The sequence below is a fragment of the Nostoc sp. genome, assembly GCF_036918245.1.
Classification (GTDB): Bacteria; Cyanobacteriota; Cyanobacteriia; order Cyanobacteriales; family Nostocaceae; genus Nostoc.
Genome location: NZ_JBALEF010000040.1, coordinates 1 through 16612, shown reverse-complemented (window position 1 = coordinate 16612; position 16612 = coordinate 1). Strand labels below are relative to the sequence as shown.

Genomic DNA, 16612 nt, shown 5'->3' with positions numbered 1-16612 from the left:
GGTTGCTGGAATACGCCATTAGTATTGGATTTTACATGCTGAGGAGTACCTTAATTCAAAACCTGATAAGATGTCAAATGGGTTCTATAAGCAACTACAAGCTTTTGGCTAGGCAGAAGTGCCGAGTACCACCATCCGTCTTGCGTAGCTTCTACCATTGTCATCGAATCGCAATCCGTTGAAAAAGACGTTGGTGCTAAGAGTGTCACAACACCTACTAGCCGATCAAAGTGTTTTCGCTTATTCCCTTGACGCTTAGAAAACCAGCTTGTACGACCAGTAGCATCAATAATAAAATCCGCATCAACGTGCCACTGTTGACCTTCAGACTGTAAAAATAGCCTCCACCCATCATATTGTCTTCGCTCAAAGCCAACTACCTGAGCGTGGCTTTGTTTTATGGCACCGGATTGAACTGCTACATTGGTGAGCATTTTGTCGAATTTTTGTCGATCTAGATGCCACCCTACGCCGTTGGGGTCGAAGATGAAGTCGTAATCTACAAGTTCTTGAGAACCCCAAGCAGAACGGTTTCCGTAAGAAGGGAGATGAGCATCCTCTATAAATTGCTTCCAAACTCCCAATTTTTGAAGTAGTGGCTTCGCTAAAGGAGGTAGCCCTTCTCCCACCTTCCAACTCATGTCATCAGAGCGATCGATAAGTAGCGTCGAAATTTGAGATTGAGCGAGGAGCATGGCGGCAGTTGATCCAGCCGGTCCACTGCCAATTACGGCAACTTTGGCTAAAGAAATCACGACTTAATGGACTGCTCCTCGTCCCCATATCTTGCCTTGGGGATGCTGTTCGGTTGAAACTGAAGTCACCAGTGACATAGTTCTTCGTGGGCGCAGCTTCTCTGCCGAAATTGCAGCAGGTTCGGCTTGCTTGAGGGAGTGAGCCCAGTCATGCCATAGCTTAATTTCCTCATCACTAAAGACCTTATACATAGGTCCTGTGAATTCAAATTTAGTGAACAAGTAGCTCTTTTCTGGCTCATCTGGATTGATATAGCGGTTATCAACCAACGCTGTTAGGAAGTTGTCTGGATCCTCAAACCAGTCATTCAGCAACATTGGTCCAACCTTGATGGTTCCATGATTAAGACTGGCAAAAGGCTTTTTGCGTTCGAGCATCTCGATCATTCGTTGCCGTAGTTGGTCTTTCATAGGGGTTAACTTTCTTTTTTCTAGCAAATCTGCCAAGTCTTGACCAACTGTTCCCGTTAGGGCAAAGGCAATATAGCCATTCCAAATCCGCTTCCAGCTTTCCTGTACTGCTTCTTCGCCACTTGCAGCCAATACCTGATCCAAATAGATATCGACTGCACGTTTAGCTTTAGCTCCGTGCCCAGCAGCGGCATTATCAATGCCAATATGCAGGGAATAAAATTGCGAATCAATGCCAAAAAAACTGAATAAATCTCTAGTTGGTACCAGTCCTACAACTTCCCACTCGAGTTGCAGGGTCATGCCCAGTAATTCTGGGAAGAATGATTCAGAAAATTGAGAAATTACCAATTCAAAGAGTGAAGTAGTGTAAGCTGAATCCAACATCTCTGGATTGTCAGCATAGTCACGGGTATTAACATCTTGTAAATAAATGCCAACGCTGTGAAGCAAATCACTATAAAGATTACAGTGATTTAATTCAGTAGTCCCATTACCCGCTTCGTCCATCCAAATTCCAAAAAGTAGTGCGTGTACTTCGTTGATCGGACCTGTTCTAGTAACATTGCGAAGCCAAGCTCCGTCAAGTTGGTTAAATGGTGCAAGTTGACGAATACGTTCCTTGATATCCTCTTTCGTTTTAAAGACAGGATCTTCTGACGGGTTATATGTTGCAGCTTGATTAACAAGGTTGTTGTAAATTTCGTCGAGTTGGGCTTCAAACGCATCCTTACTGTAATCAAAGTAGCGATAATAGCTCGGAAAAACTGGGTCACTCTGCATTGCCCAAGCTTGAGCAAGGAATTCATAAGCCAAGGAACGCGCTTTGGGCAAGAAATCTGGAAAGGCATCAATATTCATCATCATATAGAAATATTCACGCTCACTCATGCCAACATAGGGATCGCGCTCTGTCTCAACAAACACAACATCGCCATTGATTCCTTCTTTGGCAACTACAAAGCCAAGTTGGCTCCATTTAGCAACCATATCATTATCGCCGATGTATTGCTGCTTTTTGACACGCTCATCATACTGCTCTTTCGTTTCGCCTTCCCTCTGGATAAGAGGAGGAGGGAAGATAGCTTCCTGCCCAGCAATACCACGATCCCAACGTTTACGCTCTGCAAGCATACTTTCAAGAGTATTCTTTGGATCAGTAAGCTTTAAGTCCTTGGTCGCTCTGATAAATTCTTGTTCTGTAACTACGTCATCGGGTCGCTGCGCTGGCCACCAATGGATTTGACACTCATAAAAATCTGCCTGCCAGGGAACTGCCATATATTTAGTAATATCACCTGGTTCTAACTCTGCTTTCAAGCGGAACGGTTCGGAGTATGTTTCTTTATCGGTTGAGATATAGGTCATTTCGATCCCAGGAAAGAATGCACCACCGACACAGGGTTCAAGGGCAGCTCTGTCGAGTGCTGAAGGTTGCTCCTTAACTGGAATTTCCGTAAAAGCTAGCATAGTCAGGGAAGTGCCAGTCCAGTCATTCTCAAAGTTGCCCTCAGCCCACCTTTTGAGAACCTCATACTGGCTTTTGATTACAGTCAGCCATTTTTTGGGGTCTTTCTCTTCTACATCGCCATCATCGCCAGACAATTGGGGCATGAAGTAGTAGTTTGCTTGAGCAGGATCTAATTTTTCTGGGTCTCGAAATCGATTAAAAACATATTCACGCAAAGATTTACCATTGCCAGTATTATCAGCAAGTTCCTCCAATAGTTTAGGGTTAGAAAAGTCTCCACGCGTTCCAGGTCCATGCCCACGAAATGATCTAGCGTTTACCCACTGGTAATTTGCACCCCTTACCAGAATCGGATAGACATCTTGGGTAAAGGAAATACGATCGGGAACTGGGAACCAGTTTTGATTGACTGCTACTTCTTTAGCAACATCGTACAGACTGACTAGATTATCGATTTGAGGAGCATAATTCGGTGGCGTTACCAGTACCCAAGAGCCAGTAACTGGAATCTCCTTGCCATTTTTCAACACTACTTTAGCAGTCACAGATCCATCTGAAGTATCGTCAAACCATGAATCATTATTGGCGTAGTGTGTGATTGGATTGTCCAATTTGATAGAGCCTGAATCACCGTAGCCACCAAGTACCAATAGGTGACCAGCTTCATCTGTGCGGAGTTCTCCCAGAGGAATTTCTTGATGAAAAAACTTGCCCCCATCGAAGCGATATTCCAAACCACTTTTATTAGGACCTGAAATCGATCTCGCTCCTGGATCTATGACTAACACAGCGCGGGCATCAGGATTTTGGGGTGTATTCTGAATATCATTATTGCGTAGTGGTTGATCTGGGTGATATCTGCCATGAAATTCATGCCAAGATGCTTTCTTGTTAGCAAGATGTACAGTCCAGGTTATATCAGCATCCTCTGTCGTAATTTCTTGAACCACATTGTTTTGGTCATCGTATGCATAGATGCGAAAACGAGATGCCTGTCGTTTGATTCGACCTTCGGAGTCTTTGAACCCTCCTTCTGGAGTAGGGGCATGCCCTGGTGCTTCTGATGCAATGAAGAACTCATTGGGGCTGTTGCCCAACCGAGCAATACCAATTCCTGGGTAAATTTTGCAGTGCGCTACCAAATCAAGGCTCATAGCTCTCCCTATAGAGGTATAGAAAAACTGAGGTTATTATATGTTTCGAGTCAAGCTGAAGGCGTGTTAATTTTTGTAAGTATTGAGCCGAGATACGGATACTGTTAGCGAATTATTTCTTAATATTGCAATTAACGATAAAGCCGTCGTTTCTAAAAATGTTGGTTTTCCTTTAGCCAAACCAAGCTACGGAAAAATTAGGTTTTTTGGGACTTTAAAGTATTAAGTTATATTTCGCCAACAGCATCCGTCTCTACCCTTACTTTCTACTCATGAAATAAATCCAAGTCTGTGACAGCACCAACACTGCTAGAAGAAACTAACTTAGCATATTTTGCTAAGATGCCTTTTGTATAACGGGGTGGACGGGGTTGCCATTTGGCGCGGCGACTAGCTAATTCTGCATCAGAAATGTTGATTTGTAACAAGCGAGAATTAGCATCAATAGTGATGCTATCACCTTCTTCGACCAGAGCGATCGCACCACCAACGGCGGCTTCGGGAGCAACGTGTCCGACTACCATGCCGTAAGTACCGCCGGAAAAGCGTCCATCAGTAATTAACCCGACTGCATCACCTAAACCCGCACCAATAATTGCTGAGGTGGGTGCTAGCATTTCCCGCATACCAGGGCCGCCTTTGGGCCCTTCATAACGGATGATAATCACATCACCGACTTTAATCTTACCTGCAAGGATGGCATCTAAGCATTCTTCCTCAGAATCAAATACCCGTGCAGAACCAGTAATGCCGGGATTTTTCACTCCGGTAATTTTTGCTACTGCTCCCTCTGTAGCAAGATTCCCTTTCAGGATGGCTAAGTGACCTTGGGCATACATCGGGTTATTCCAAGGCCGAATCACATCTTGATTGGTGGGTGGTTCATCGGGGACATCTGCTAAAATTTCGGCGATGGTTTTACCTGTGATGGTGATACAGTCACCGTGAAGTAATCCATGTACCAATAGCATTTTCATCGCTTGGGGAATACCACCAGCTTGATGTAAGTCTGTGGCAACATATCTACCACTGGGTTTTAAATCACATAAAACAGGGACACGATCGCGAATAGTTTCAAAATCATCTAGATTAAGTTCTACACTAGCCGCACGAGCAATCGCCAGAAAATGTAACACGGCGTTAGTTGAACCACCCACAGCCATAATTACAGAAATAGCATTTTCTATAGATTTACGGGTGATAATTTGTCGAGGTAACAGTTGATTACGAATTGCTTCTACTAATACCTTGGCTGATTTTTCCGTGCTATCGGCTTTTTCATCATCTTCTGCCGCCATTGTGGAAGAATAGGGTAAACTCATGCCCATCGCTTCAAAGGCCGAGGACATAGTATTGGCTGTGAACATCCCACCACAAGAACCAGCACCAGAACAAGCGCGGCGTTCTACTTCCATCAGTTCGGTGTCGTCAATTTTACCAGCGCTGTATTCACCCACAGCCTCAAAGGAACTCACAACAGTCAAGTCGCGGCCCTCATAGTGTCCGGGTTTAATTGTCCCACCGTAAACAAAGATAGCCGGGATATTCATCCTTGCTATTGCAATCATCGCCCCTGGCATATTTTTATCACAGCCACCGATGGCAATGACACCATCCATACTTTGACCATTACAGACGGTTTCAATGGAGTCAGCAATCACTTCTCGTGACACTAGGGAATATTTCATCCCCTCAGTTCCCATAGAAATCCCATCACTAATAGTAATTGTGCCGAACATTTGCGGCATTGCCCCGGCTAGTTTAATTTCAGCTTCAGCTATGAGTGCTAGTTGATTAATCCCTATGTTACAGGGGGTGATGGTGCTGTATGCATTAGCCACACCCACAATTGCTTTGTTAAAGTCTTCATCTTGAAAACCTACTGCACGCAGCATAGCGCGATTTGGCGATCGCTGCACCCCTTGTGTGACAACTTTACTTCTGAAATTCTCTGACGTTGTTTTTTCACTCATTACTCTGGCCTCTATCAAATCTCTGTACGAGTATGATATGTAGCCTTTTTTGAGATGTCCAATATATATTTATTTAAAATTGATACTTATAAAGTTTCAAAAAGATGGGACTACGACACCTGAGTTACTTTCAGTAGACCGAAAAGTTTTGTGATAGTCATTAGAATATTTTCATGCAAGGCTTTTGAAACTTGTTTCATCGGGACTTCCTTGAAGACTCAAAAGTAGTCAGAGATAGATTTATAGCGTATTTCAGGTAAATGAAGTACACGGGTAGGGGCATAACATGTTGCATAGGTGTCAACTTAAGGTAAAAGTTAGGTAAGAGAAAGCGTTCTAGAGTTGCCCTCATCCCCTAACCCCTTCTCCCATGTTGGGAGAAGGGGAACTGGAGAATTATACTCCCATCTCCCAATTTGGGAGAGGGGCTGGGGGTGAGGGCAAAACCCATGCAGTGAGGAGATTTCAGCTTAAGTTGACACCAATAAACATGTTGTGCCCCTAAGATTATCTGTACCTCACCTTGGCGTAGCCTCTCGTAGAGAAGTTGCAATCTGCTGTATATTTAAACAGTAGCGCGACTCCAAGTTAAGTCGATTAAATCTAAGACGTAATCCACAGAGTTATCTATATAATCTTCTGATTCTTCATTACCAATTACACACAATTTACCCCCAGTAATATAAATTTGATCTGGTTCTTTGTAGTAAGCTTTGTGATCACTAATCCATCCTGGCTTATCACCATTTGTTTTTACTTTTTCTATTTCAAATGTGTGGATATGTAATCTATAAACTGGGGTTTCATTATAGATTCTTGTACCGCAATATCCTAAACTGCCAATGATATATATATATTCTCCAACTAATATAGCTGAATGAAAATCAGTTGGCGGGAAAATATATTGGGGATAACCAAAAATCTGAAAATTACCATCACCTTGATAAACTACAACATCGTTATATATACAAAAATTAGAGTCATAGTAGTCTTCATGTTCACCAGCAATTTCTACAATTCTGCCATCTGGTAATTGTGTAATGGTTCTGCCAAATCGGTCATAGCACCATACTTTATATTGCCGATTTCCTGTATCTTTAAAAGTATTTTGGGCGTCATAAGCAGAACAACCCTCATAAATCATCACCTGCCAAAAAGGTATTTTCATCAATTCTGGATTGCTTTTGCCAAAGCGCGGATGTTTGCCAGCAAAATATTGCTCTGGTGATAATTCTGATAGTGAGAATTTGCTGTTGGCAATTCCGGTGAGCGATCGCCGCATATCATTGTTAATATCGCTCACATCTTCACCAGCTGCAATTAACATTTTGACGATTTCTTTCTTTGTCGCTATCTTAATGGCTTTGTCATTGCAATGATTGATTATACTGGGGTTTGCGCCAGCTTCTAGTAAAATTCTGACACAATCAGTAGCACCATACTCTGCTGCGATTATTAACGCAGTGTTACCAAAATCATCAGTGGCTTCAATATCCAATCCCTCTGCAATTAACCACTGTAGGATTTCCAGCCTATTGTCTTCTATCGCATACATTAACGGCGTTTTTCCGCAGTTTCCCGTATCGTTGTGATTTGCTCCCGCAGTTAGGAGTAATTTGGCTTTAGGTAGTTCACCCATTTGAATACTCAATAACCAAGGGGTTCTATACCAACAATCACGCACATCTTGATCTGCTCCTTGCTCTAGTAATAACTTTACTTGCTCTAAGCTCCCAAAAACTATAGCGTGCATTAATTCTGTCCATCCCAGTTGCTCTGGGTTAGCACCCGCGTTCAATAATAATTTGACAGCATCAAATCTTCCAATATGAGCAGCTACTTTAATTGCAGATTCACCATAGCGACTAATGCCATTGACAGCAGCACCTCTAGAGATGAGTAAATTTAAAGTTGATATTAAGTTTTCATCCTGCAAGATATCTCGACCATGCATAGCATTAATTAAGACATCATATCCGTCTGGACTTTGATAATTAATATCTGCTCCAGCATCTAGAATCAATTGAATTTTATCCAGATTTCCTGACTGCACAGCCAACCCAAGTACGGTGTTTTGCTTGACAACAGCATTCACATTCGCGCCATGTTTCAAGAGGAAGTGAATCATATCCACGTCTACTGTAGAGCTACTAACTGCACACATTAATGGTGTTTGCAGGGAATGCTTTTCTATGCAATCAATATCAACACCATTGGCTAGTTTACGTGCAACTCCAGCTATATTGCCCTGCTGTACATAAATATGAATTTTTTGCATAAATTTTCTGAGTTAACTTCTGATATAAATTATCGGCGTTAGATATCTTGCAAAAGTTCGGTTGAGGTAAGAGACGCGATGAATCGCCGTCTCCACAATAATCAGTCTTTTGTAGAGACGGCGATTTATCGCGTCTTTGTGATCTAGAATTTTGATCAAAAAACCTTAACCGAACCGTATTACCTAACACCTACCCCTTAATTTTGTGATTTATGCAAGAGGTCTAATAATTTAAATTTTATCTTAACTAATTTTTTAAGTAAGCTATCGCACTTTACGCTCTTGGCATTTACACTGCGGATTCTGCTTGCAGTATGTACAGCGCGAAACCCAAAAAAAAGGGATAAGCCTAAAGCCTATCCCTAAAAAATCAATTAATTAATCAATGTATCAAGTTCCTGAAGTCCAAGAATTGATGTACTCAATTTGATCGGGTGTTAGGCTATCAATCGTGATACCAATAGCCTGCAATTTCAACCGAGCAATTTCTTGATCGACTTCAACAGGAATTGAGTGCAAACCAGGTTCCAACTTACCCTTATTCTTCACCAGGAATTCACAAGCCAAAGCTTGGTTGGCAAAACTCATATCCATTACCGCGCTGGGGTGTCCTTCAGCCGCAGCTAGGTTAATCAAGCGTCCTTGTCCGAGAACTACAACTGATTTACCATTTTTCAACTTATACTCTTCGGTGAAAGGACGAACTTCTTTGATTTCCTTAGCTTGTGCAGCCAAGTATTTCAAATCAAGTTCCAAGTCAAAGTGACCGGAGTTACAAACGATCGCACCGTCTTTCATGACATCGAAGTGTTCACCACGAACGACATGCTTGTTACCAGTCACAGTGATAAATATATCACCTTGGGGTGCAGCTTCAGCCATTGGCAGGACGCGGAAGCCATCCATTACGGCTTCAATTGCCTTGATGGGGTCGATTTCAGTGACGATGACATTAGCACCCATCCCACGGGCGCGGAGGGCTGTACCTTTGCCACACCAGCCATAACCGACGACGACAATGTTTTTACCAGCCAACAAAATATTTGTGGCGCGGATAATGCCATCTAGGGTTGATTGCCCAGTACCATAGCGATTATCAAAGAAGTGCTTGGTGTCGGCGTCGTTAACGTTGACTGCGGGGAAGGTGAGAACGCCTTCTCTAAACATGGCGCGTAGGCGCACGATACCAGTGGTGGTTTCTTCGGTGCTACCAATCAAATCAGCGATTTGGTGTTGGCGTTGTTGTACCAAAGTTGCAACCACATCGCTACCGTCATCAACAATGATGTTGGGGCGATGATCTAAAGCTATTTGAACGTGGCGGTTATAAGTTTCGTTATCTTCGCCTTTTTGAGCAAAGACGGGAATTTCATGATCGAGGACGAGGCTAGCGGCTACGTCATCTTGCGTTGATAAGGGATTGCTAGCAATTAAAAGCGCGTCTGCACCACCGGCTTTCAGAGCGATCGCCAAATGTGCTGTTTCTGTTGTAATGTGGGCACAAGCTACAAGGCGTAAACCAGCGAAGGGCTTTTCGATAGCAAAGCGATCGCGAATTTGCCGCAAAACTGGCATTTCGCGTCCAGCCCATTCAATGCGCTGTCTTCCCAAGGCAGCTAGGCCGAGGTCTTTAACCTCGTGCTTTAATCGGGGAGAAGTTGCGGTCATCAAAAGTTACCTCAAAAAATAAAAAAAGCTACGTAAAGTTTACGCACTCTACTAGGTTATTCTACTACTGGCGATTTTTGCTTGTATGAAAGCAAATCACTAGTGAATAGTCCTCAAAACTAGCTTGACGTTTGATAGACGGAATGTCAACTTACTCCCCAGCTTCTTCCTTTTTGTTTTATCTTTGGTAAGAGTAAGACTATTCTCAGCCTTAAATCCTGATCTTAAGTATATTGTCATCTATCTAAAGATAGAAGATAACAAAAAACATCAAAATTTAATCATCTAAAGGGAAAACCTCTACTTTAGATAGGTACATCTAGACAAAGTGATTGCGGAGGATGGCTATAGAAGTAGTAACTAGTAAATTTTACTTAAGGAGGTGTTTGAGTGCGCTTTCAATTTTTGGCGATCGCCAGTTCAATGGCTATAGCCGTTGTATCTGTGCCAAAAGCCACAGCCCAGATTCCTTTTTTACCGCAACTGCAAGCTCCCAGCAGCGTGAGTAATGATTCGGATAACAGAGTTGTTTCGGGCTGGATTTATTTAGATGGTCGTCGGTTATTTCAAATAGCGGCAACAAGAACCAACTTTCCTGAGCGTTCAGAAGATATTCAAAAGAAGTTGGATAAAATTGGCCAGAATTACTTTCAATCACCAGCAAATACACCAGTCAAGGTAGAAGTTCGCCAAGTCAACGGATTACCAGTAATTTATGTCAACGGTCAATATCTAATGACCGTTACTTCTGAAGATGCTGCACTGCGACAGGTAGATGTATCAACATCGGCAAATCAAGTCAAAGAATCGTTAGAAGAAGACTTGCAACAAGCAAAGCAAGAAAGACAAACTCCATCTCTAATCGACCAAGGTAAAATTGCTGCTGGTACCGGAGTGGCAATGGTGATTATCAGTTTGGGGCTATATGGCTGGCAGCGGCGTTCCCAAAAGGATTTAGAACACTCCATTGCCTCCCAACCGCAAAGGGAACTCTTCAACTACCCAAAACCAGCAGATCAAGCAATTACAACACAACTCAATCAACGACAACAGCAACATCTCCAAGAAGCCAAGAGACGATTGTTTGAGCTCGGTCAAGCCGGAATTTGGGGAGGTGGAAGCTTCTTTATTTTGGGTCTATTTCCCTATACACGAGGTTTTCAGGTAGCAATTCTTATAGCTGCCCAATTTCCTTTGCGATTAGGTGTCGTATGTCTGGCAACCTATGTAACAATTCGTTTGACCTACGCCCTAATTGACCGCTTTGCTTCCACTTTAATCAGCAGTGGTGCTTTTCTCACCCCAGAAAGTTCTGAACGGCTGCAACTGCGAGTTTCCACATTCTCTGGTGTAACTAAAAGTATCACTACTGTTATCTGGATAGGAGTGGGCTTCTTGCTAGCGCTGGTATCTTTGGGGATAGATATCGTTCCCTTACTAGCGGGTGCGAGTTTAGTTGGTGTTGCATTGTCTTTGGCATCGCAAAACTTAATAAAAGATGCGATTAACGGTTTCTTGATCATTTTAGAAGACCAGTATGCTTTAGGCGATGTGATTAATGTGGGAGACGTAGGAGGCTTAGTAGAAAATCTGAATCTGCGGATGACCCAACTGCGGGATTCTGAAGGACGCTTGATCACAATTCCCAATGGTGAAATTAAAGTTGTTGCCAATCTTTCTAGTCGTTGGTCACGAGCCGATTTAACAATTCCCATCGCCTACCAAGCCGATACAGATGAGGCTTTGAAGTTGATTGCAACTATTGCCGATAAGATGAATCAAGAAATGCAATGGCAGAGTCAAATTTTGGAACCGCCGCAAGTTTTGGGAATAGATCAATTTGGCGATCGCGGTTTGGTTATTCGTGTCTGGATTAAAACACAGCCTCTCAAACAATGGGATGTCGCACGGGAACTTCGCCGCCGCCTGAAAGTTGCCCTAGATGAAGCCGGAATTTCCATCTCTGTACCTCAACAAGCAATTTGGGTCAATGACGAGCAGTTCTTAGGTTTTCAGGAGAATGGCAAAACTAATTAGAAATTTAGATTCATTACCGCATTTTTCAGTTGATTAGACCCAACCGTGACTTCTCCTAGCAGGGGAGCAGGGGAGCAGAAGAGCAGAGGAGAAGTTGCAGTAAATTTTTCCCCTCCGTCCCTCTGCCTCTTGTACCCAATCTCCTATCTTGCGCGATCGCCAACACTAAACCTTAATAAATTCTTATATTAATAAAAAGCTACTATCTCACTAACGAGTATTGAACTTTCACTGATTTATGTTTGTCAATACCTTCATCAAACGTCCAGTCCTGACGACGGTCTGTACGTTCATTATTTTGCTGCTGGGAAGCATCTGTATTCCGATCCTTCCCATTTCTCAGCTACCAGACCTCGCTCCGGTGCAAATCACCGTTAGCTCCAACAATACTGGTGCAGATGCTCAAACAACAGAGAATAGTGTCACCAACATTATTGAGCGACAAATTAATGGTGTTAAAGATGTATCTTATATATCTTCTAATACCGGGAATGATGGTTCTAGCAATATAACCGTCTCCTTCCCAACTAATGTCAATAGCGATATTGCTCAAGTAAACGTTCAAAATAAACAAGCACTTGCTGATCCTCAACTGCCAGATACAGTTCAACGAACAGGTGTTACCGTTGAAACGGCATCGAGCAGTCTGCTTCTGGTTTATGGGTTTTACTCAGAAAATAATGAGTATGACAACATTTTTATCAGTAACTATGTCGATCTGTATATTTTCGATCAGATCAAACGGCTTCCCGGTGTAGGAAGTGCCAGGGTTTTTGGGGAGCGCAAATATGCCATGCGTCTCTGGCTTGATCCTAATAAGCTTGCCCAACATCAACTAACTCCTCAAGATGTTACAGCCGCCCTGCAAGAACAAAATATTCAGGTGGGTGCAGGGGCAATTGGTAAGGAACCAGCACCAGATAATCAAAGCTTTGAATTTGCTTTACGGGCAACCAGTCGATTTAAAGATGCGGCTGAATTTGAGGACATGGTGCTGAAGGTGAGTCAAGGTGGCACTAATAGCACTACTAATAGCGCCACTAATAGCGCCACTAATAGCGCCACTAATAGCACCCTAGTTAAGGTCAGAGACATCGGTCGAGTTGAACTGGGAGCAGAGAACTATCTTGCTGATGCCAAATTCACCATCCCAGGAAATGCTCCCAAGGCAGCTGTGGGTTTGGGTATATATCAACTTCCGGGTAGTAATGCCCTGAACGTTGCTCATGCTGTTGAAAACCAGATCAAAATATTAGAGAAGAATTTTCCACCTGGACTAAAAGCACAGGTGGCATTTGATACCACTCCATTTGTAGAAATTTCTTTAGAAGAAGTTCTGCACACTCTGGTTGAGGCGATTGTCCTGGTGGTCTTGGTAATTTTTGTCTTTTTGCAAGACTGGCGTACCACGATCATTCCTACTGTTGCGATCCCCGTTTCCCTGATTGGGACGTGTGCGGCTCTGTTGGTTTTAGGATTTCAGATTAATACACTGACCTTATTTGGTTTCGTTCTGGCGATCGGAATCGTCGTCGATGATGCGATTATTGTGGTCGAGGCAGTTGCAGTCAAACTAGAGCAGGGTATGAGGCCTTTTGAGGCCGCTGTTGAAGCCATGAAGGAGTTAACAGGGGCAATCATTGCCACTTCACTTGTACTCATGGCGGTATTCATTCCAGTTGCATTCATTCCGGGCACTACTGGGATTGTCTACAAACAATTTGCGTTAACGGTTGCTTGCTCCATTGGCATCTCGACCTTCAATGCCTTAACCTTCTCTCCGAGTATGGCAGCCATCCTCATGCGTCCAGCTCAGACTCCACGGGGCCCTTTAGGTTGGTTCTTTAGGCAGTTTAATCGGGGATTTGGCTGGTTCACGCGCCGATATGTCGGGTTTGTTAGCTACCTTACCCATGTCAAGCCGATTGTAATTGGGGTTTTCATTACTGGTTTAGTCGCAACGGTTTTGATGTACAGAGCAGTACCTACCGGATTTATTCCAGAGGAAGACCAGGGTTACTTCTTTGTCATTGTCCAGGGGCCAGACGGGGTTTCTTTGAAATACACTGAATCTGTTATGGAGCGGGTTGCCAAAGAAGTCACATCGCTTCCCGAAGTTCAAGCTAGTTTTATGATCAGTGGGTTTGGTTTCGATGGCAATGCTTCTAATTTAGGCATTGCCTTTGCTAATCTGAAACCCTGGAAAGAGAGAGTTAAAGAATCTGAGTCTGTCTATGGAATACTTCAGAGGATGAACAAAAAGCTCTCTGCAATTACAGATGCTAGAGCGATCGCTGTGAATGCTCCTCCAGTGAGAGGATTAAGTACTACGGGTGGTTTTGAGTTTATCATTCAAGACAAAACCGGAAGTGCGCCGATTGAAACCCTAATTGAGAATGCTCAAAAATTGATTGGGGCGGCAAATAAAAATCCTGTTCTCCAAGGAGTCTTCACTCAGTTCACCGCAGACACTCCCCAATTTGACATTCAGGTAAACCGCAATCAAGCCAAAGCTCTCAACGTCGAACTCAACGATATCTTTGGAACGTTGCAAAGTTACTTGGGGTCGCAATATGTGAATGACTTTGTGCAGGGACAGCGACAGTATCGAGTATATGTCCAAGCAGATGGGGTGTTCCGCTCTAATCCAGATGATATTGGCAAGCTGTATGTTCGCTCTGCAAATGGTGCGATGATTCCGTTGAGCAGTTTGGTGAAAATTACTCCCTTTGTGGGGCCGAAAACCATCTCCCATTACAACTTGTACAGGTCAATCAAAGTACAGGGCGCTCCTGCTCCCGGTGCTAGTTCTGGACAGGCAATTAAAGCGATGGAGCAAATTGCAGCAGAAAACTTACCTCAAGGATTTGGTTATGAGTGGACAGGGACTTATCTCCAAGAGAAGACATCTGGGGGAGCTACGGGCATGATTTTTGCCTTAGCGATTGTGATTGTCTTTCTGGTGCTATCAGCTCAGTATGAAAGCTACATTGACCCGATCATTATTTTGCTGACGGTTCCTCTAGCAGTCTTGGGAGCGATGACAGCAATTTGGCTACGATCGAATATTTTCATGGTAGGTAGCCTCTTCCCAAAAGTGGTGGATGATATCTATTGCCAGGTAGGTTTGGTGACTTTGATTGGTCTAGCTGCGAAAAACGCGATTTTAGTCGTGGAATTTGCCAATCAATTGCATGAGCAGGGCATGAGCTACACAAGGGCGGCAGTGAAAGCGGGGCAAGAACGTCTGCGACCGATCTTAATGACATCTTTTGCCGCGCTGTTAGGATTTTTACCCTTGGTAATCTCTCAAGGAGCTGGAGCCAGCAGCCGTTGGTCTTTAGGAACAGCGCTGTTTGGGGGGCTGCTGCTTTCAACGTTCTTAAGTTTATTCTTAGTGCCAATTTTGTATATTTTGGTTAAGAGCTTGGCTCAGGCTATATCACCTCGGAAGGGATCGGGAGGTTCAAAACCTCCAGATTCTCCAAATGGAACTTCGGGATCTAGACATGAGGCTCTACCGGCTGGCTCAAGTCAGCCAGAGACGCAACTTAGGTCTCAGCAGGATGGGATAACCTAACTTTTGCCCTTAAGTCTCCTAGCAAAGTGCAGATAACCTGAGAATGCTTGCCAGTGTTAGGGGACTTCTCTTAGTCCCCGCATCTTTTTTTTAGCGATTTGAACTATGCAGGTTAAAAGCGTATCAGCTTATCCACAACATTCTCTAACTCTGATACCATTTTCTGTAATTTCCTGCTAGCTAAAAAAATTAGTCGAATAGAATTAAGTACTTAGATAAGGAAGAGTGAAATGGGACTTAGCGACGGACTTTTGAACCCGACCAAAAAGGCTATGGTCATAGATGATTGTTGCAACATGATAGAAGGACAGCTCGCATCCAAGTCAGGCATGAGCGGCATCGCTTTGAAAACTGCCTTTGCTGCTTTGAAGGGGGTTAAACCAGGGTACATTCCCTATGTCGTTGAGCAGATATTACCGCAATGCTTTACAGCTCTCGATCCCATCTGGACTCAAGGCGTAGAGAAAGGCGACCCAGTTGAATATCTGAGTGCGAATCGCTCTAATACAGCAGATGCACTACTGAGTGTTACTGATGGGAGAGTTAAGAACTCAAACCGCCAAATCGTGCGAGGAACTTATGAAAAACTTCGCGGTTCAGCCAAAAAGCACGTAGAAGAAGCAGTGCCAGACTTAGCTAAAGTCATCAATAATTACACTAAGGTCTGAGCCAAAGAAATAAAGACGCGATTAATCGCGTCTTTTAGATTATATTGATCGCGCAGCGTCTCTTCTGGAGAATCGCCTTTTTATATAAGCCGTAGGCATCGTCTGAGATAATTCTGCAAAGTGCGTACACGCAAGCTTGTTGCCATACCTCCCTTTGCTCTTATATCAAGTCCTGTTAATTACTTACTATTACTCGGTTGGATTTTTATTTTTTGTTAGGTGCGATCGCACTTTGTCAATTTTTGTGAAGCGTAACTGTCCTGCGACAACTGCGACCCTTATTCTGATTACATTTCAGCTTTTGAAATATATTTGTAAGGTTATTTTTGAGATAAAAAATGGGGGAATTTTTACTAGTTATGCCAAAGTACGATCGCGCTGGTATCAGCATGAGTCACTTGGTGCGATCGCTTTTATTGGAGTGGTTGAGATAAGAGGATGCTGATTAAAAAATATTTCACAGAATAATACGAGTGCTGTTATTTTTAAGTCATGCTAATGTAAGATGAATTTTGTGATGTCTTTTTCGGGCGTTGCTGAGTGCGGTATGAATCAATTGAACACCAGGATAAAACGATACTTCAAGTAGTGAAGTAATAATCGAATAGAGTATTTCA

Annotated in this window: 8 protein-coding genes; 3 read left to right on the top strand and 5 right to left on the bottom strand. The window is 43.3% G+C overall.

Going from position 1 to position 16612, the window contains the following annotated elements; translation table 11 throughout:
• Positions 1-50: 50 nt before the first annotated feature.
• The 5 genes from V7L12_RS09265 to ahcY form a co-directional block, all read right to left on the bottom strand.
• Entirely contained in the window at positions 51-755 is a 705-nt protein-coding gene (locus V7L12_RS09265; protein ID WP_335084059.1) for an NAD(P)/FAD-dependent oxidoreductase, read from the bottom strand.
• Between the two features lie 3 nt (positions 756-758).
• Positions 759-3791, bottom strand: a complete 3033-nt coding sequence (locus V7L12_RS09260; protein WP_335084058.1) for a LodA/GoxA family CTQ-dependent oxidase — start codon at positions 3789-3791, stop codon at positions 759-761.
• A 266-nt stretch (positions 3792-4057) separates the two neighbouring features.
• On the bottom strand, positions 4058-5764 hold the full coding sequence (ilvD, locus tag V7L12_RS09255) for a dihydroxy-acid dehydratase (protein ID WP_335084057.1): 1707 nt from the start codon (positions 5762-5764) through the stop codon (positions 4058-4060).
• A 565-nt stretch (positions 5765-6329) separates the two neighbouring features.
• Positions 6330-8042, bottom strand: a complete 1713-nt coding sequence (locus tag V7L12_RS09250; RefSeq protein ID WP_335084056.1) for an ankyrin repeat domain-containing protein — start codon at positions 8040-8042, stop codon at positions 6330-6332.
• Positions 8043-8432: 390 nt separating this feature from the next.
• Positions 8433-9710: an adenosylhomocysteinase gene (gene ahcY, locus V7L12_RS09245; protein ID WP_335084055.1), complete on the bottom strand. Its 1278-nt coding sequence runs from the start codon at positions 9708-9710 to the stop codon at positions 8433-8435.
• 390 nt (positions 9711-10100) lie between these two features.
• On the opposite strand from ahcY, the gene V7L12_RS09240 reads away from it, so the two are divergent.
• The 3 genes from V7L12_RS09240 to V7L12_RS09230 all read left to right on the top strand — a co-directional run bounded on the left by V7L12_RS09240 (position 10101) and on the right by V7L12_RS09230 (position 15995).
• The gene (locus tag V7L12_RS09240) at positions 10101-11747 is read left to right on the top strand and encodes a mechanosensitive ion channel family protein (RefSeq protein WP_335084054.1); all 1647 of its coding nucleotides are present in this window, start codon (positions 10101-10103) and stop codon (positions 11745-11747) included.
• A gap of 238 nt (positions 11748-11985) precedes the next feature.
• On the top strand, positions 11986-15327 hold the full coding sequence (locus V7L12_RS09235; protein WP_335084053.1) for an efflux RND transporter permease subunit: 3342 nt from the start codon (positions 11986-11988) through the stop codon (positions 15325-15327).
• Positions 15328-15557: 230 nt separating this feature from the next.
• Positions 15558-15995 carry a DUF6918 family protein gene (locus V7L12_RS09230; RefSeq protein ID WP_334819589.1) on the top strand — a complete coding sequence of 146 codons (438 nt, stop codon included), beginning with the start codon at positions 15558-15560 and terminating at the stop codon, positions 15993-15995.
• Positions 15996-16612: the final 617 nt, after the last annotated feature.

What these genes read in the sequence shown, in the direction of transcription:
- V7L12_RS09260 (WP_335084058.1), bottom strand. Translation starts at nt 3,791, where the DNA reads ATGAGCCTTGATTTGGTAGCGCACTGCAAAATTTACCCAGGAATTGGT.
- ilvD (WP_335084057.1), bottom strand. Translation starts at nt 5,764, where the DNA reads ATGAGTGAAAAAACAACGTCAGAGAATTTCAGAAGTAAAGTTGTCACA.
- V7L12_RS09250 (WP_335084056.1), bottom strand. Translation starts at nt 8,042, where the DNA reads ATGCAAAAAATTCATATTTATGTACAGCAGGGCAATATAGCTGGAGTT.
- ahcY (WP_335084055.1), bottom strand. Translation starts at nt 9,710, where the DNA reads ATGACCGCAACTTCTCCCCGATTAAAGCACGAGGTTAAAGACCTCGGC.
- V7L12_RS09235 (WP_335084053.1), top strand. Translation starts at nt 11,986, where the DNA reads ATGTTTGTCAATACCTTCATCAAACGTCCAGTCCTGACGACGGTCTGT.
- V7L12_RS09230 (WP_334819589.1), top strand. Translation starts at nt 15,558, where the DNA reads ATGGGACTTAGCGACGGACTTTTGAACCCGACCAAAAAGGCTATGGTC.